The organism is Streptomyces sp. BF23-19, from assembly GCF_041106355.1.
Classification (GTDB): Bacteria; Actinomycetota; Actinomycetes; order Streptomycetales; family Streptomycetaceae; genus Streptomyces; species Streptomyces virginiae_A.
In genome coordinates, this window is the sequence record NZ_JBGBPT010000087.1 from 21,462 (window position 1) to 38,508 (window position 17,047).

A 17,047-nucleotide genomic window follows, 5' to 3' on the forward strand; every position below is an offset into this window, starting at 1 on the left:
CGCGGTGACCGCCCTGACCGACCGCACCGACGACCGCTGGGACGACGGACTCATCGCGCGCTCGCGCCCCCGGGTCGTCGAAGGGGGCCCGGACGAGGACGGGTACGAGGGCGACGAGGGCGACGACGCCCTCGTCCGGGCCGTCTCCGGCGCGGGCAGCGACGGCGGCAAGTCGACCGCGCCCCCGCTCAGTCCCGAGGGGCACGCCCTGCGGCTGCGCCTCGACGCACTGCGCCAGCTGGTCGGGCTGTCCCGGACCAGGCTCGACGGAAAGACCCTCGCCGAGGCCGGACGGGTACTGGACGAGGCGGCCGCGCGCCGCGGGCTGTCGACCCAGCACACGGTCGTCGCGATCGCCGGAGCCACCGGAAGCGGCAAGTCCACTCTCTTCAATTCACTCGCCGGTGTGCAGATCTCCGAGATGGGGCTGCGCCGCCCGACCACCGCCGCGCCCATCGCGTGCAGCTGGTCGGACGGAGCCGCCGGACTGCTGGACCGGCTGGAGATCCCGGGGCGGCTGCGGCGCCGGCCCCGCGAGACCTCGGAGGCGGAGGCGCTGCGCGGGATGGTCCTCGTCGACCTGCCCGACCTGGACTCCGCGGTCGGCGCGCACCGGGACCACGTGGACCGCGTACTGGCGCTGGTCGACGCCGTGGTGTGGGTGGTGGATCCGGAGAAGTACGCGGACGCCGTGCTGCACGAGCGGTACCTGCGGCCGCTCGCCGGGCACGCGGAGGTGACCTTCGTCGTCCTGAACCAGGTGGACCGGCTGCCCGGGGAGGCCGCCGACCTCGTCATGGACGACCTGCGCCGGCTCCTCGACGACGACGGCATCGCCCTCGGCGAGCACGGCGAGCCCGGCGCCACCGTCCTCGGGCTGTCCGCCCTCACCGGGGAGGGGGTCGGGGAACTGCGCGAACTCCTTGGGCAGTTCACCCAGGAGAAGGGCGCGGCCACCCGGCGGATCTCCGCCGACGTCGACCGCGCGGCCACCCGCCTGCGCCCGCTGTACGTGGCCGACGGGCACCCGGGGCCGGAGATCGGGGAGGCGGCGCGCGCCGAGTTCGAGGACCGGCTCGCCGAGGCGGTCGGGGCGTACGCGGCCGGGCTCGCCGCCGAGCGCGCCTGGCGGCGCAACGCCGGAAAGGCGTGCGGGACGCCGTGGCTGCGACTGTGGCGCTGGTACGAGGGCCGCCGCGCGCCACGCACCCTGGCGGGCCTGGCCGCCCTCGCGGCGATCGGCGGGCGCGGCCCGGCGGTCGCCCAGGCCCCGGTCGAGGAGGAGGTGACCGCGCGTCAGCGCGTGGAGCAGGCCGTACGGGCGGTCGCCGACGAGGCGGTGTCCGGGCTGCCCGACCCGTGGGCGCAGGCGGTCCGCGAGACCGCGGTGCGCGGCGCCGACCGGCTCCCGGAGGCGCTGGACGAGATCGCGGTGACCCTGGGGGCGGCGGTCGCGGTGCCGAGCGTCAAACCGCCGCGGCCCAGGTGGTGGCCGGCGGCGGTGCTGACCCAGGCGGCCATGACCCTGCTGCAGATCTTCGGCGGGCTGTGGCTGGTCGGACAGATCGTCGGGGTCCTGGAACCGAGGTTGCTGCCGCCGGTGCTGCTGATGGTGGCGGGCATCATCGGCGGACCGCTCGTGGAATGGTCCTGCTCGCTCGCGGCCCGGGGGCCGGCGCGGCGCTACGGGCAGGACGCGGAGCGCAGACTGCGACAGGCGGCGGCCGGGTGCGGGCGGGCCCGGGTGCTGGAACCGGTGGCGGCGGAGCTGCTGCGTTACCGGGAGGTGCGGGAGCAGTACGCCACGGTCGCCGCAGGGGGGAGCAGGTTGTCCACAACCCGGCAGTGATCCACAGGCCTGAGCGGGGATCCGCGGCCTGCCCCAGCATGGTGCGTACGCCGTACGGATGGTCCGTACGGCCGGTCCGTGCGGATCCGTACGGACCGGAACCATGGGGGAGGGCGACCGGAATGTACGACACCCAGGTGACACTGGTGGGCCATGTGGCGACGCAGATCGACTACAAGGAGACGGTGAGCGGTCCGGCGGCACGGTTCCGCTTCGCGGTGACGCCACGGTACTTCGACCGGCGCAAGGACGCCTGGACGGACGGACCCACCAGCTTCTACACGGTGTGGGCGCGGCGGACGCTCGCCGTGAACCTCGCCGGTTCCGTATCGGTCGGCGAGCCGCTGGTGGTGCACGGGCGGCTCCGGGTGCGGGAGGACCCGCCCGACGGCGAGGGGAACCGGTGGTTCTCCGCCGAGATCGACGCCACGGCCATCGGGCACGACCTGAACCGCGGGACCGCGGCCTTCCGACGCGTGGTGCGGACGGAGACACCACTGATGGTCAATCAGGAGGCGGCGGTGGTCTGAGTGTTCGAGGTGGATAGGATTCCCCGGTACTCACGGGCACCTGGGTCTTTGGCCCGAAGGGGAAGACTGTGTCGATTGCCGTTCCCGCATCCTCCGCTCCTGATTCCACTCCTGCGTCCTCGCTCGCTCCCGCACCAGCCGCCGCTCCTGTTCCTGCTGCGACTCCTCCCGCGGTTCCTGCCGCGCCTGTCGAACCTCCCGTCGCGGTACGGGGCTCCGCGCGCCGGCCGCTGGCGGTGGCCCTGCTGGCCGCGGCCCTCGCCACCGCGCCGGCGGCGCGGGCGGTCGCCGACTCCGGTCCGGTGGCGCCCAGGTCACCCGAGGGCGCGAGCGCCGTGCTGGACGGGCTGAAGACGTTCGGACAGGCGGTCCTGCGGTCCGGGGACGGCTCGGTCCGGCAGATCCCGGCCGGGCTCTACGAGATGCGGGTCGACGGCGGCGGGATGCTCCAGACCTACGGGGTCGGCGTGACGGGCAACGCCCAGCCGCAGGCCCGGTACACCGAGAGCGGCTGGAGCGGCAGCCCGCTCGCCGGGAACCGGGAGGCGGGCCGGATCCGCTGGGTCCTGGAGCACTCCTACCCGCAGCACAACGATCTGGCCGGGCTCGCCAAGGCGGCCGGGGCCGGGGCCCTCACCGCGCAGAGCGCGGCCGCCGGGACCCAGGTGGCGATCTGGCGGCTGGCGGACGGGGCGCAGGTCGAGGCCGCGGACCCGGCGGCCGAGAAGCTGGCCGACTACCTGCAGCGGGCCGCCGGGCAGCTGCCGGAGCCGCCGGCCTCGCTCGGGCTGGAGCCGGGCGACGTGTCGGGGGCGGTGGGCAGCCGGCTCGGCCCGGTGACCGTGCGGACCGGGGCGCCGAGCGTGTCGGTCATCCCGGACGCGGCGGCCGTCGCGATGGGGGTGCGGGTGGTGGATGCCGACGGGCAGCCGCTCACCACCGCGGTCAACGGGAGCCGGCTGTACTTCGAGGTGCCCGCGGGCACCCGCGACGGGACGGCCTCGGTCACCGTCCAGGGCGTGACCAAGGTGCCGGTCGGGCGGGTCTTCACCGGCGAGCTGCCGGCCCACGCCCAGATCGTGGCCGGCTCCAGCGAGTCCGCGGCCGCCGCCACGGCCAAGGCGGTCTGGCCGCAGCCCCCGGCGACGGCGGTGGGTGACGCCTCGGGCGACGCCGCGAGGTCCGGTTCCGGCTCGGCCGCCGAGCCACTGGGCTCCCAGTCCGCGGCCCTCACGACGACCTCCCCGGACGAGGAGCGGCTGGCGACCAGCGGCAGCTCGGCGGCCACCCCGGTCATCGCCTCCCTGGCGGTGGGTCTGGTGGTCCTGGGCGGCCTGGTGGTGCTGCTGCTCCGCAAGCGCCCGCTGGACGAGGAGGACAGCCCGTAGGGTGGCGAGTTGCCCCGGATTTCGTCGCGGCCGGGCTGCAGGGCACCGCCTCGCACGGCCTCCTCACCGGCGAGTGCATCAAGGGGCTCGACCTGTTCGACGACCTGGGCCTGATCGTGGTCACCGACGAAGAGGTGGGCGTCTTCTGGTCGTTCGGGGCGTACTGACGCCCGCCCGTCCACGCCCGCCCGTTCACGCCCGCCCGTCCACGCCCGCCCGTCCACGGCCGCCCGGCTCGGACGGATGGGCCCGATGGGCCGGGTGGCCGCGTCCGCCGATTCGGATCCGCCGCCCGGGGTAAGGGCAGAAGATGGCTGATCAAGAACTGACCTGGTCCGGCACTTTCGCCTGGTGGGACCGTCGGCTGTTCGACGCGGTGGCCCGGCGGCACTGGCCCGGGGCCGACCGCGTGCTGCCCCGGCTCGGCCGGGCCGCGAACCACGGGGTGCTGTGGGGCGGGGCCGCCGCGGCGATCGCCGTCTTCGGGTCGGCCGGCGCCCGCAAGGCCGCCGTGCGCGGGGTCGCCTCGTTGGCGCTGGCCTCCGCGACCATCAACACCGTCGGCAAGTGGTCCGTACGCCGGCCGCGGCCGCTGCTGGAAGGCGTCCCCCTGACCCGGCAGCTGGCCACGCAGCCGCAGACCACCTCCTTCCCGTCCGGGCACTCCGCCTCGGCCTTCGCCTTCGCCACCGGCGTGGCGCTCGCGTCCCCGGGCTGGGGAGCCGTCCTGGCCCCGGTCGCCGCGTCCGTCGCGTTCTCCCGGGTCTACACCGGGGTGCACTACCCCTCCGACGTGCTCGTGGGCGCCTCACTGGGAGTGGCCGCCGGATTCGTCGTACGCCGCCTCGCCCGGGACGCGCAGGAGGCCCGGGTCGTACCGGGCGACGAGCGGCCGGCCGCCGGGGCCCCCGCGCTGCCCGACGGGGCCGGTCTCACCGTGGTGGTGAACACCGGGTCCGGGACGGCCGCGGTCGCGGGTCTCGACGTACTGCGCACCCGCCTGCCCGCGGCCGAGGTGATCGAGTGCGAGGGCCCGGAACTGCCCGCCACGCTCGCGAAGGCAGCCTCGCGGGCCACCGTGCTCGGCGTCTGCGGCGGCGACGGCACGATCAACGCGGCCGCCACCGCCGCCCTGCGGGCCGGGGTGCCGCTGGCCGTGTTCCCCGGAGGCACCCTCAACCACTTCGCGATGGACCTCGGCCTCGCCGGGACCGAGGCCACCTGCCAGGCCCTGGCCGACGGGCAGGCCGTCCGCGTCGGGGTGGGCCGCTTCTCCCCGGGACCCGACGGCGAGAGCGGCTACTTCCTGAACAACTTCAGCATCGGCGCCTATCCGGAGCTGCTGGGCCACCGGCTGCGCTGGGCCCCGCGCATCGGCGGCGGCCCGGCCGCGCTGCTGGCGGCCTGGCGGGTGCTGCGCGCCCGGCGGCCCGTGCGGCTGCGGCTGGCCGGACGGCCGCGGAGCGTGTGGCTGCTCTTCGCGGGCAACGGCACCTACCACGGCACCGGGCCCACCCCCCGCCGCCGCGACAACCTCGGCGAGGGCCTCCTCGACCTCCGGCTCGTCCACGGCGGCGGCCGCCCCGGCCCCCGGCTGCTGGCGGCCGCCTTCACCGGCCCGCTGAGCCGGTCCCCCGTCCACGTCGCCACCCGACTGCGCAGCCTGCGCATCGGGGACATCCCGGCGGGCACCCCGCTCGCCTACGACGGCGAGCACGCCGAGGCACCCACCGCGCTCGTCCTCGACGGACTGCCCGACGCGCTGACCGTCTACCGCCCCCGCTGACCGGGCGGCCCGGGCCGCCGCGCGGGTGCGCGGGTCAGGAGTCGGCCGGTCCCGGATCCACCCCCAGGTCGGCCCGCATGATGCCGCGCATGTTCTTCCAGCGGTCCCCCAGCCGCAGCAGCTCGGCCTGTATCTCCTCGAACGACCAGCCGGGCTGCGGGTTGCCTTCCGCCAGCAGCAGGATGCGGCGGTACGCACCGGCCAGGGTCCCCGTCATCGAGTCCAGCTCCCGCAGCACCGGGTCCGAAGCGACCATCTGGGCCTCGGCGAAGGCGGTGTGCATGGAGTGCCGGGTCTCCTCCAGATCGGCCCGCGCCGACACGGTGGCCTCTGCCTTGTGGACGAGCCACAGGTACTTCATGAGCTCGATGCGGTAGCGCCGGTAGCCGGAGTTCGCGGTGACGTAGCAGGCGCGCCGCTTCTCCACCTCCGCCGCGCGCTGCTCCCGTACCCACTGGGCGTCGGCCGCCCGCTGCTGCCGTTCGAACTGCTCCGTCTGTACGCGTGCGAGCACGCGCTGCGAGAGGATCGGGGCGAGCAGGGTGCCGGTCACCGCGACGATCGCGCCGGCGAGCGCGAGCAGCGCGTTGTTCACATGGACCTCCGAAACGGCAGACGGAGGCCGCACCCCCGCGTTCCCCGCCATCCTGCCCGGCCCCCCCGCGGACGCCGACGCCCGTCCCTTGCTCCCGCGCCCGCTATCGGCCGTTCTCCACGCCCAGATCGGCCCGCATGGCGCCGAGCATGCGTTCCCACTGTTCCCAGAGCCGGCCGAAGTCCGTGCGGATCTCCTCGAAGGATCCGTCCGGATCGGGGTTCCCCTCTTCCAGACACATGATCCGTCGGTAGGTCTCCGACAGGGTCTTCGTCATGTCGTTCAGCTCGACCAGGACGCTGCCGGAGGCCACCATCTGGGCCGCGGCGAAGACCGAGTGGTGATCGCGTCGGGCGTCCTCGACCGCGTCCCTCGCTTCCGCGGTCACCGCGCCCTTGTGGACCAGCCACAGAAAGTTCATCAGGTGGGTCCGGTACCGGCGGAAGGCCGCGTTGACGTTCGTGTAGCCCTCGCGCCGGCGGGCGAGTTCGGCCACCTCCTGCTCCCGCAGCCATTGCGCCTCGGCCACCCGCTGCTCACGTGTGAACTGCTCCGCCTGAATGCGGGCCAGCATGCGTGGCGACAGCACGGAGGCTATGAGGGTGCCTGCGACACCCACCACGGCCACCGCCAACGCGATCAGCGTGTTTCCCACCGAATCCCCCCGAGCATCCCTGTCCGTCCGTCCTGCCAGGGGCATCCTGCCCCGGCGCGAGGCGGTGGCCACCCAGGGTTCTGCCCCATGGACGATGACCGACAGTGACCGACAGTGACCGCCGGTCAGGCGGCCCTGCGGCGGTCGGGTGCCTTTCGCGTCTTCACGCCGGTGACGACGAGCGCCAGCCCCAGGGCGACGATGCCGAGGTACGCGGTGGACGGAAGGTCGACGATCTTGTGCAGCCAGCCCCACTCCGTGCCGAAGAAGGTCTGCGAGGCGAAGCTGACGAGCCCCTGGGCTCCTACGACGTAGCCGATGCTTTCGAGGGTGTATCCGATGGTTGTTCGCACGGATCAACCCTCTCGCGGTGGTGCCGCAAGATCGTCCTCCGCAAGGTCGAAAACGCGGTAGGCCGAAGGATGCAGTCCCGTCCCGGGCCGTCCCCGGGCCGTCCGCCGGCCGACGGAGGGCCGTCCGCGGCTACCGATGACGACCGGTGGTGACCGGAGCGTGAGACCGGTCCCCGGGCCGCGCCCCAGCTCAGGGGGCCGGACCATACGCGTTTCCCCCGAGGTATGGACGCCTGGCAAGATGGGGTGTATCTGCCCACCATCGATCTGCCGGACGGTTTCTCTTGGCTGAGTTCATCTACACCATGCGCAAGACGCGCAAGGCGCACGGCGACAAGGTGATTCTTGATGACGTCTCCTTGAACTTCCTGCCCGGCGCGAAGATCGGTGTGGTCGGCCCCAACGGCGCCGGTAAGTCCACCGTTCTGAAGATCATGGCGGGCCTGGAGCAGCCGTCCAACGGTGACGCGTTCCTGTCGCCCGGCTTCACCGTCGGCATCCTCATGCAGGAGCCCAAGCTCGACGAGTCGAAGACCGTCCTGGAGAACGTCCAGGACGGCGCCGCCGACACCATGAAGAAGCTCAAGCGCTTCAACGAGGTCGCCGAGCTCATGGGCGTCGAGTACACCGACGCCCTCATGGACGAGATGGGCAAGCTGCAGGAGGACCTGGACCACGCCAACGCGTGGGACCTGGACGCCCAGCTGGAGCAGGCCATGGACGCCCTGGGCTGCCCGCCCGGCGACTGGCCTGTCACCACCCTCTCCGGTGGCGAGAAGCGCCGCGTGGCGCTCTGCAAGCTGCTGATCGAGGCCCCGGACCTGCTCCTCCTCGACGAGCCCACCAACCACCTCGACGCCGAGTCGGTGAACTGGCTGGAGCAGCACCTCTCGCAGTACAAGGGCGCCGTCGTGGCCGTCACCCACGACCGGTACTTCCTCAACAACGTCGCCGAGTGGATCCTCGAGCTCGACCGCGGCCGCGCGCACCCCTACGAGGGCAACTACTCCACCTACCTGGAGAAGAAGGCCACCCGCCTCAAGGTCGAGGGCCGCAAGGACGAGAAGCGCCAGAAGCGCCTCAAGGAAGAGCTGGAGTGGGTCCGCTCCAACGCCAAGGGTCGCCAGACCAAGTCCAAGGCCCGTCTCGCCCGCTACGAGGAGATGGCAGCCGAGGCGGACAAGATGCGGAAGCTGGACTTCGAGGAGATCCAGATCCCGCCGGGCCCGCGTCTGGGTTCGATCGTGGTCGAGGTCAACAACCTCTCCAAGGCGTTCGGTGACAAGGTCCTCATCGACGACCTGTCCTTCACGCTGCCGCGCAACGGCATCGTCGGCATCATCGGCCCGAACGGCGCCGGCAAGACCACGCTCTTCAAGATGCTCCAGGGCCTTGAGCAGCCGGACTCCGGCACCGTCAAGGTCGGCGAGACCGTCAAGATCAGCTACGTCGACCAGTCCCGCGCCAACATCGACCCCAAGAAGACCCTCTGGGCGGTCGTGTCGGACGAGCTGGACTACATCAACGTGGGCCAGGTCGAGATGCCGTCCCGCGCGTACGTCAGCGCCTTCGGCTTCAAGGGTCCGGACCAGCAGAAGCCGGCCGGCGTCCTGTCCGGTGGTGAGCGCAACCGCCTCAACCTGGCGCTGACGCTCAAGGAGGGCGGCAACCTGCTGCTCCTCGACGAGCCCACCAACGACCTCGACGTCGAGACCCTGTCCTCGCTCGAGAACGCGCTGCTGGAGTTCCCCGGTGCGGCCGTGGTCATCTCCCACGACCGCTGGTTCCTCGACCGAGTCGCCACGCACATCCTGGCGTACGAGGGCGAGTCCAAGTGGTACTGGTTCGAGGGCAACTTCGAGTCGTACGAGAAGAACAAGGTCGAGCGTCTCGGTGCGGACGCTACCCGCCCGCACCGTGCCACCTACAAGAAGCTCACGCGAGGCTGAGGTCGCCGTCATGGCCAGACACCACTACCGGTGCCCCCTGCGCTGGGCGGACATGGATGCCTTCGGGCACGTCAACAACGTCGTCTTCCTCCGTTACCTGGAGGAGGCGCGGATCGACTTCATGTTCCGTCTGGCACCGGGGGAGGGCAGTGAGTCCTTCACGGGCGGGTCCGTCGTGGCCCGCCACGAGATCGACTACAAGCTGCCCCTCGTGCACCGTCACGAGCCGGTCCTCATCGAGTCCTGGGTGACCCGGATAGGCGCCGCGTCCCTGACCATCCGCTACGAGGTCAAGGACGAGGCGACCGAGGACGCGCCCGAGACGGTCTACGTGCGCGCCGAGACCGTGGTCGTGCCCTACAACCTCGCCGAGGGGCGGCCCCGCCGCATCACGGCCGAGGAGAGGCGCTTCCTCGAGGAGTACCTCGACGAGCCCGTCCCGGCGTCCTCGACCGGATCCCTCGCGGCATGAACGACCAGCTGCGCTTCGCCGATTCCGGGGAGGCGGCGGACCTCGCCGCCTTCCTGGGCCGGCTGGTGCACTACGACCGCGCCGCCGCCGTACGCCTCCAGGCGGGCGGCGGCGCGCTCGCCGTCTTTGGGCCGCCGCCCGCCCTCGACATCCTCGCCATCCGTACGGTGCGGCTCGCCGCGCCCGTCGCGATGCCGCTGGACCTGACGGTGTCCGCCGGTGAGCTGCTGGAGTCGGTGGACGAGGCCTCGGCCGAGGCCACCGTGCCCGGTCCGGTCACCGGACCGCCGTGGGCCGGGGTGCTCCCGCCCCGAGGCGGCTGGCGGCAGGTTCCGGGGCTGCCCGGCCCCGAAGCGATGGCAGCGGCCGTGGCCGCCGCCGTCGCCGAGTTCCGGGCCCGGGACGAAGCCCTGCCCGTGCAGCACCGGACCCGGTCCGAGCGTGACCGTATCGGCCGTGAGATCTGGTCCCGCACCCTGGGCGACACCGAACTCCCGCTGCGCGCCGTGCACGCCGCGCAGTCCCTGGGCTTCCTGCGACCGGTACGGGCCGCCGTGCCCGCCCCCGCACCCCTGCCCGACGCCCCCGCCCCCGTGGCGCTGCTCGCGGCCGGGACCTGGCTGCGGCTGCGCACCCCGTACGGATCCGTCGCCATGCGCCGCCCCGGCGTCACCGGCGGCCTGGGCGCCCTTCAGGTCCGGCCGGTCTGATCCCCCGAGAGTCCGCTAACCCGCCGTGTTGATCATGGAGGCGGCGGCGTACGTCAGGTACTTCCACAGCTGCGCCTCGTGCTCCGGCGCCAGGCCCAGCTCGTCCAGCGCGACCCGCATGTGCCGCAGCCACGCGTCGTGGGCGGCGGCGTCCACCTGGAACGGGGCGTGCCGCATCCGCAGGCGCGGGTGACCGCGGTGCTGGCTGTAGGTGGTCGGACCGCCCCAGTACTGCATCAGGAACAGCGTGAACCGCTCCTCGGCGGGCCCCAGGTCCTCCTCCGGGTACATCGGGCGCAGCAGCGGGTCCTCCGCGACCCCCTCGTAGAAGCGCCGGACGAGGCGGCGGAAGGTGTCCTCGCCGCCCACCTGCTCGTAGAAGGTCTGCTCCTGAAGCGTGCCCCGCGGAATCTCATTCACCCGACCATCGTCTCAGACGCCCGGATCCAGGACCGAGGTCCTAGGACCGTCCCCAAGGCCCCCACGGCCCCCAGCGCCCCCTGAGCTCTCCAGAGCCCTCCAGAGCCCTCCTGCGCCCCACGAATCCCTCGCGTTCGCACGCGGCGGCCCGGCGCAGGACAGTGGAGGCATGGCCGCACACACCGCGCACACCGAGACACGGGACCTGCGGGAGACCGCGCACGCCGCCCAGGTGCGGGAGCTGACCGCCGCCGGGGTGCTGGAGGATCCGCGCTGGCGGGCGGCCTTCGCGGCCGTGCCCCGGCACGTGTTCGTCCCGTACTTCTGGACCGGCCGCGGCGCCGGTCACGAGCGGCTCTGGGCGCAGGATCCCGACCCCGAACGCCGGGCCCGCTGGCTGCGCGGGGTCTACGTCGACACCCCGCTGGCGACGCGGATGCGGGACGGCCGGCAGGTCTCCTCCAGCAGCCAGCCCTCCCTGATGGCGAAGATGCTGGCCGCCCTGGACGTACGCGACGGCGACGACGTCCTGGAGATCGGCGCGGGCACCGGCTACAACGCGGCCCTGCTGTGCCACCGGCTCGGCGAGGAGCACGTCACCACCGTGGACCTGGACGAGGAGATCACCGAGTCCGCGCGGACCCACCTGGCCGAGCTCGGGTACCGGCCGGTGGTGGTCGCCGGGGACGGGGCGCGCGGCTGCCCGGCCCGGGCCCCGTTCGACCGGATCATCGTGACCTGCACGCTCCCGCTGATCCCGCACACCTGGCTCGGCCAGTGCCGGCCCGGGGCGCGGATCCTGGCGCCGCTCTCGACCGGTCTGATCGCGTTGACCGTCCGGGACGCCGGTTTCGCCGAGGGTAATTTCCTGCACACCTCGGCGTATTTCGTCCCGCTGCGCGGGGCCACGGCCGCCCCACCGTCCGACCCGGCCGGTTTCGGGTACGGGCTTCCGTACGAGCTGGTGGAGAACGAGCGCTTCCAGTTCATGCTCGTCCTGACCGCGGGCGTGCTGCACCCCCGCGAGGCCCTGGACCTGTGGCGCCGCGAGGGCCGCCCGGCCAGGGAACGCTTCGGGGTCTCGGTGAGCGCGGACGGCCAGTGGTCGTGGCTCGACGATCCCCAGGGGCCGTACGTGTGGCCCCTGGGGGAGGGGTGAACCGAGGGCCGGATCAGCCGCGGCGGATCGTGATCGTCGTCCAGGCGCCCACGTGGACCCGGTCGCCGTCGGCGAGGGGGACCGGGACGTAGGGCTGGATCGGCTCCTCGCCGCCGTTGATGGTGGTGCCGTTGGTGGAGTTCTGGTCCACCACCGCCCAGCTGAGGTCGGGCTGCTGGACGAGTACCGCGTGCTGGTGGGAGACGCCCGGGTCCTCCGGGGGCACCGACAGGTCGATGTCGGGGGACTCGCCCGTGGAGGCGCGGCGACGGCCGATGGTGATCTGCCCGCCGGACAGCGGAAGGTGCTGCTCCGGGGAGTAGGCGGGCAGGTTGAGCCCGGCGGCCTCGGGGCCGCTGCGCTGCATCATCGCCATGAAGTACGAGCGGTCGGGGCCGACCGTCGCGTTCCAGGCGCCCCCGCCCTGGGGCGGGAAGGGCTGGTGCTGCGGCGGAGGCTGCTGCTGGTACTGCTGCTGGGGCGGCGGTCCCTGCTGCTGGTACTCCTGCTGGTACTCCCGCTGCTGCGGCGGCGGGGGCTGCTGCTGGTACTGGGGCTGCGGGGCCTGCTGGTACTCCAGCGGCTCGTGCGCGGGCGGCGGCAGCAGCCAGTCGTCCTCGCGCTGGAGCGGTTCGGCCGGCCGGTTGACCCGGGACGGCCGCGAACCCTGGTACTCGAAGTGGTCCTGGGAGTAGGCCCCGGGAGCGGGCACGGGCGGCGGCGGCGTACCGCGCCCTCCGGCACCTCCGGCACCTCCGGCGCCACCACCGACGCCGACACCCGTCGCCTGGGGGCCCGGGTCCGGGACCGGCGGCGCGTACGAAGTCGAGGTACGGGTGAGGTAGTTGTAGCGACATTCCTCGCAGAACGGCGCCATGGCTTCGCGCGGGGTCCGGCACTGCGGGCAGAGCTCGGCCTGGGCGGTCGGTTCACCGGCGGTCGGGGGGAAGCCGTAGCCGTAGGAAGGCACCGGAGGCGGTCCCTCCGAGGCAGCCATGCGATGGCCGCAGACCTCGCACCAGTCGTCGGACGCGGACTGGTGCCCGTTCGGGCAGGTCGGCATGGCGGCGCTTCCCCCTTCTTCTCCCTGCGTCATCACGTCAGGTCTCAGGTCTTCTTCACTCGGACGGTCTGCGTCGAACGCGTATCGAGAGTCATCTCGTCGGCGTCGGCGACCTTCGCTTTCAGCCGCACAGTACCCGCCACCGCGTCCACCACATCCACCACCTTCGCCAGGAGTCGTGCTGTGTCGGCGTTCCCGGAGGAACTCGCCAGTTGTACCGCACGCCCCAGCTTGGCCGTGGCACCACCGACATCGCCCATTTTGCGGGCTTCCAGGCCCTGCTGGATAGCCTCCGCCAGCTCCGCCTGCCCGGTGTAGTGGGCGACCTGCGCGTTGATGGCGGTGGACGCCGCCAGATCGTTCGTCCACACCGCGCGCACCAGGCCCTGGGCCAGGACGGTCGGCTTCTCCTCCGGCCCGCCCGCCGTGGCCGGCAGCACGAGCGTGGCGCGGGCGGCGAGCATCTCCTGGCCCACGGTGGCCGTGGGTACGCGGACGCACACGTGGTACTCGCGGGACTCGTCGCCCCACGACCCGGTCGGGTAGTCACCGGCGCGCGGACCCGCCTCGGTGCGGCGGTCGGTCAGGTCCTGGAGGACGGGAGCCACCTGCTTGACGTACTGGATCTCCACGCCGACCGGGGTCCACAGGCGCAGCGCGACGTCCGCGACCTCCTTGCCCATGACGTTCTCCATCATGCGCGTGAAGTCCTCGGCGAGGTGGGCGGGGTCGGCCACGATGTCGGCGGAGCCGAGCAGCGCGTTCGCGATCCCGGTGACCTCCTTGACGTCCCAGTCGGTGCCCACCCCGCGGGCGTCGCAGGTGAAGCGGCCCGCGCAGGCGTCGAGGGTGGCGCGGAGCACGGCCGGCTCCTCGTGCTCGTTGCGGCCGTCGGTGAGCAGGACGCCGTGCCGGATGGCGGCGGTGGAGCCGCGCAGCAGGCCGTCGGCGAGGCGCAGCCAGGTGCCGATGGCGGTGCCGCCGCCGGAGCTCAGCCCGCGCAGGGCCTCCTTGGCCCGGTCGCGGGTGGTGGCGTCCGCGACCGCGAGGCGGCCCTGGCCCGGGTATACCTCCTTGGCCACGTGCGTACCGGCGATCACGGCGAAGGCGGTGCCGTCGCGCAGGGTGTCGATGGCGGCCGCCGTGGCCTCACGGGCGCCGCGCATCTTGTCCGGCGGGTACTCCATGGACCCCGAGCAGTCGACCATGAGCACCACGGCCGCCGTGCCGTCGGCGACCGGTGCGCGCGTGGCGGTGGCACCGCCGGTGGCGGTGACCGTGACGATGGCGTGGACGTCCCGTCCGCCCTCGGGGAGGAACTCGTTCTGGTACACCTCCACGCTGAACCGTGGGGCACTCGGCTTGGCGAAATTCGCCATCGGTTGGACTCCTAGGGTGCTCGGGCAGGCGGGTCAGACCTGCGGGCGCGCTTCCACTTCCTATTCCGGTCCTGCCGCCGGGCCCGGCTCCGCATCCGGTCCCGGTTCCTGCTCGGGTTGCGTGGCGAACGGCACGATCGCCACGGTGACGTTGTCGTGGCCACCGCCGTCGAGTGCGTACCCCACCAGTACCTGGGCGCTGTGCAGCGGGCGGGTCGCGGCATCGGCGGGAACCACCTGGGCCATCTCCCGCGCGGATTCCGCGTAGTTCCACAGCCCGTCGGTGCAGACCACCACCACCCCCGGGTGGTCGGGCTTGAAGGTCGCGGTGTGCGGTTCGAGGTCGTACGCGTCGGCCCCCAGCCAGCCGGTGATGGCGTGCGCGCGGACGTCCGCGTAGGCCTCGGCCTCACCCATCAGACCGGCGGCGACCATCTGGGCCGCCCAGGAGTCGTCCTCGGTGAGGCGGCGGGGCAGGGCGGCACGGTCGTCGGGGATCCAGTAGGCACGGCTGTCGCCCACCCAGCCGATGGTCAGCAGGCCGCCGCTGACGACGGCGCCGACCAGGGTGCAGGCGGGGGCGTTCTGCGCGCCCGGGGTCTCCGGAGCCAGGGCGTTCACCGCGTCGGCGGCGGCCAGGATCGCCTCGTGCATGGCCTCCTGCGGGTGGGCGCCGCGGGGGAGCGCTTCGAGCAGTGCCTCGTTGGCGGCGACGGCGGCGGCGGCCGAGGCCTCGTCGGGGCGACTGGCGGAGGAGACGCCGTCGCAGACGATGGCCACGGTGGCGGCGGAGCCACCCGGCAGGGCGGTGGCCGCCACGGCGAACGAGTCCTCGTTGCGGTGGTGGCGCAGCCCCCGGTCGGTGACGGCGGCGACGCTCCCGAGCTCCTCCTCGATGTGGTCGCGCTCGCGGGGCTGCGCGTGCCCGCAGTGCTCGCAGTACCCGTCGGTGTCGACGTGCCCGGCGCGGCAGGCGACACAGGTCTTCCCGCCTTCCGGGGCCGGGGCCGGTGCCGGGGCCGCGGGCGGGGGCTGCGGGGCGCCGTACGCCGGTTCCTGGGCGGACTCGGCGCCGTAAGGGTTCTCGCCCGTGGGGTGGTGCCCGCTCCCGTCGGGCGGACTACCGCCCCCGGGGAGGTCGTACCGGGCCCTCGGGGCGTCGCCCGCGGAGCCGTACGGGTGCTCCGCCGCGCCCCACGGGGTGCCTTCCGGCGGGGTGCCGGTGCCGTACGGGTTCCCGTGGCCGGAGGCCGCGTAGGTGGCTCCGGTTGGGCCCTGCCGCGGCTCCGGTTCGGGCTCCGGTTCCGATTCCGTCGGGGTGGCGGCCCAGTCGGCCGGGTCGCCGACCAGCGTCGGCGCGGCCGCGGTCACGCTGCCCCAGCCGGGGGCGGGCTCGGCGGCGGCGTGCGAGGTGCCGGGGGCCGCGCTCCCGTAACCGCCCGCGCCCGCCCCGGCGCCGGCCGGCCGGGCCACAGACGCCGGAGGCGTTGGTGGTGCCGGTGGGATGGGGATGGTCGGATGGTCCACGGCGGCCGGGGGCGGAGCGCTCACGGCGTAACCGCAGACGCCGCAGAAACGGTCACCCTCCTCCAAGGGTTCCGCGCAGCTGGGGCAGCCCGACAGCCGATGCATCGACATCACTCACACCCACGTCCGGGGACGGAAACGGTTTGCCCGCTCCACCAGTTCGATCCTCTCCTCGCCACGCCGCGCCAGCCGTGCGAGGACGCGGTACGAGCGCTCCAGTCCGAAGCGCAGGCCCCGCTCGTCCAGTTGACTGCCGAGCAGCGAGGTCCGGCCGGGGTCGGAACCCCGGCCACCCGACAGTACCCAGTCCAGGGCCGAGCCCAGAACCTCCGTCGCGAGCCGCTCCTGCCGCTCCGGGTCCAGCCCGAACCGCCGCAGGGCCTCCACCTGGTCCGCTGCCGCCGTCAGGTCGGCCAACAGCGGCTCCTGCGGGGACCGGTCGCGCAGACGTGCGCGTACCGCCGCCACCCGCGCGGCGGTGTAGTGGATGGACGCCTCCGGCACGGATTCCAGCGTGCGCACGGCCGCGTCCCGGTCCCCGGCGGCCAACTGGACCCGGGCCAGCCCGAAGGCCGCGCTCACGAATCCCGGGTCGGTGATCCACACCAGGCGGTAGTACTCGGCGGCGTTGTCCAACTGGCCCAGCACCTCCGCGCACAGCCCGAGGGCCAGCTTCGGCGCGGGCTCGCCCGGGAAGGCGTCGTAGATCGCGTCGAAGGACAGGGCCGCTATCTCGTCGTCACCGGTGACCAACGAGGCGATGCCACGGGCCCACACGACCCGCCAGTCGTCCGCGTGCCGGGCCTCCAGATCCGCCAGGGTGCGTCCGGCCGCGGGCAGTTCACCCAACTCCAGGTGGGCCCGCAGCTCCCGCAGCCGCAGCTCGGCCGAGTCGGCCGGTGCCGCGCTCAGGGCGCCCAGCAGGTCGCCCGGCGCGGAGGCCAACAGACCGGTCAGGAAACCGGCGTTCGGGTCGGTCGAGTCCACCAGCGGTACGGGCAGCGCCAGTGCGGTGTCGCGGGCGTCGAGGGTCGCCGCTCTCGCGGAGGACCGCTCCGGGGACCGGAGCACGGGTACGGGTGCGACCCCCGCGCCCTGGAACGCGGCGGGCGGCGCGGGCCGCGGGCCCGGCACCGGCGCGGCCGTCACGTGCGTGGCGGTGCTGCCGAGCCCGGGCGCACCCCCGGCCTGGTTCCCGGGTCCGGCCGTCGC

At 73.5% G+C, this 17,047-nt stretch carries 16 protein-coding genes; 8 read left to right on the plus strand and 8 right to left on the minus strand.

Going from position 1 to position 17,047, the window contains the following annotated elements; genetic code table 11:
- Positions 1-4: 4 nt before the first annotated feature.
- The 4 genes from AB8A24_RS35200 (at position 5) to AB8A24_RS35215 (ending at position 5,553) form a co-directional block, all read left to right on the plus strand.
- On the plus strand, positions 5-1,849 hold the full coding sequence (locus AB8A24_RS35200) for a GTPase (protein WP_369478524.1): 1,845 nt from the start codon (positions 5-7) through the stop codon (positions 1,847-1,849).
- Between the two features lie 122 nt (positions 1,850-1,971).
- The gene (locus tag AB8A24_RS35205; protein WP_033222265.1) at positions 1,972-2,379 is read left to right on the plus strand and encodes a single-stranded DNA-binding protein; all 408 of its coding nucleotides are present in this window, start codon (positions 1,972-1,974) and stop codon (positions 2,377-2,379) included.
- 236 nt (positions 2,380-2,615) lie between these two features.
- Positions 2,616-3,767: a thioester domain-containing protein gene (locus tag AB8A24_RS35210; protein ID WP_369478525.1), complete on the plus strand. Its 1,152-nt coding sequence runs from the start codon at positions 2,616-2,618 to the stop codon at positions 3,765-3,767.
- Positions 3,768-4,077: 310 nt separating this feature from the next.
- Entirely contained in the window at positions 4,078-5,553 is a 1,476-nt protein-coding gene (locus tag AB8A24_RS35215; protein ID WP_328963333.1) for a phosphatase PAP2 family protein, read from the plus strand.
- A 34-nt stretch (positions 5,554-5,587) separates the two neighbouring features.
- Here AB8A24_RS35215 and AB8A24_RS35220 read toward each other — a convergent pair whose 3' ends face one another.
- From AB8A24_RS35220 to AB8A24_RS35230, 3 genes are all read right to left on the minus strand, one after another.
- A complete protein-coding gene (locus tag AB8A24_RS35220; RefSeq protein ID WP_369478526.1) occupies positions 5,588-6,148 on the minus strand; it encodes a hypothetical protein in 561 nt (186 codons plus the stop codon).
- Positions 6,149-6,251: 103 nt separating this feature from the next.
- Positions 6,252-6,803 carry a hypothetical protein gene (locus tag AB8A24_RS35225; RefSeq protein WP_328963335.1) on the minus strand — a complete coding sequence of 184 codons (552 nt, stop codon included), beginning with the start codon at positions 6,801-6,803 and terminating at the stop codon, positions 6,252-6,254.
- A 125-nt stretch (positions 6,804-6,928) separates the two neighbouring features.
- Positions 6,929-7,156 (minus strand): hypothetical protein, encoded by a 228-nt coding sequence (locus AB8A24_RS35230; protein ID WP_369478527.1) that lies wholly within the window; start codon positions 7,154-7,156, stop codon positions 6,929-6,931.
- Positions 7,157-7,440: 284 nt separating this feature from the next.
- Between AB8A24_RS35230 and ettA the strand changes: the two genes are divergently transcribed.
- Genes ettA through AB8A24_RS35245 form a run of 3 tightly spaced genes read left to right on the plus strand, consistent with a single transcriptional unit; the run spans position 7,441 to position 10,287 of the window.
- Positions 7,441-9,105, plus strand: coding sequence for an energy-dependent translational throttle protein EttA (ettA, locus tag AB8A24_RS35235; protein WP_328963337.1), 1,665 nt, complete (start codon positions 7,441-7,443; stop codon positions 9,103-9,105).
- A 10-nt stretch (positions 9,106-9,115) separates the two neighbouring features.
- Positions 9,116-9,577, plus strand: coding sequence for a thioesterase family protein (locus AB8A24_RS35240; RefSeq protein WP_266391456.1), 462 nt, complete (start codon positions 9,116-9,118; stop codon positions 9,575-9,577).
- Positions 9,574-10,287 (plus strand): hypothetical protein, encoded by a 714-nt coding sequence (locus AB8A24_RS35245; RefSeq protein ID WP_369478528.1) that lies wholly within the window; start codon positions 9,574-9,576, stop codon positions 10,285-10,287. The genes AB8A24_RS35240 and AB8A24_RS35245 overlap by 4 nt, the downstream gene beginning before the upstream one ends.
- A gap of 15 nt (positions 10,288-10,302) precedes the next feature.
- On the opposite strand, the gene AB8A24_RS35250 is transcribed toward AB8A24_RS35245, so the two are convergent.
- Positions 10,303-10,707, minus strand: coding sequence for a globin (locus tag AB8A24_RS35250; RefSeq protein ID WP_266391452.1), 405 nt, complete (start codon positions 10,705-10,707; stop codon positions 10,303-10,305).
- Positions 10,708-10,876: 169 nt separating this feature from the next.
- On the opposite strand from AB8A24_RS35250, the gene AB8A24_RS35255 reads away from it, so the two are divergent.
- The gene (locus AB8A24_RS35255) at positions 10,877-11,866 is read left to right on the plus strand and encodes a methyltransferase domain-containing protein (RefSeq protein WP_328963339.1); all 990 of its coding nucleotides are present in this window, start codon (positions 10,877-10,879) and stop codon (positions 11,864-11,866) included.
- Positions 11,867-11,879: 13 nt separating this feature from the next.
- Here the strand turns inward: AB8A24_RS35255 and AB8A24_RS35260 are convergent, their stop codons facing one another.
- The 4 genes from AB8A24_RS35260 to AB8A24_RS35275 form a co-directional block, all read right to left on the minus strand.
- A complete protein-coding gene (locus tag AB8A24_RS35260) occupies positions 11,880-12,929 on the minus strand; it encodes an FHA domain-containing protein (protein WP_328965977.1) in 1,050 nt (349 codons plus the stop codon).
- 44 nt (positions 12,930-12,973) lie between these two features.
- On the minus strand, positions 12,974-14,308 hold the full coding sequence (locus AB8A24_RS35265; RefSeq protein ID WP_369478529.1) for a VWA domain-containing protein: 1,335 nt from the start codon (positions 14,306-14,308) through the stop codon (positions 12,974-12,976).
- Between the two features lie 60 nt (positions 14,309-14,368).
- Positions 14,369-15,946 carry a protein phosphatase 2C domain-containing protein gene (locus AB8A24_RS35270; RefSeq protein WP_369478530.1) on the minus strand — a complete coding sequence of 526 codons (1,578 nt, stop codon included), beginning with the start codon at positions 15,944-15,946 and terminating at the stop codon, positions 14,369-14,371.
- 3 nt (positions 15,947-15,949) lie between these two features.
- Positions 15,950-17,047, minus strand: a 1,098-nt coding sequence (locus AB8A24_RS35275) for a tetratricopeptide repeat protein (protein ID WP_369478531.1), incomplete at its 5' end; no start/stop codon positions are given.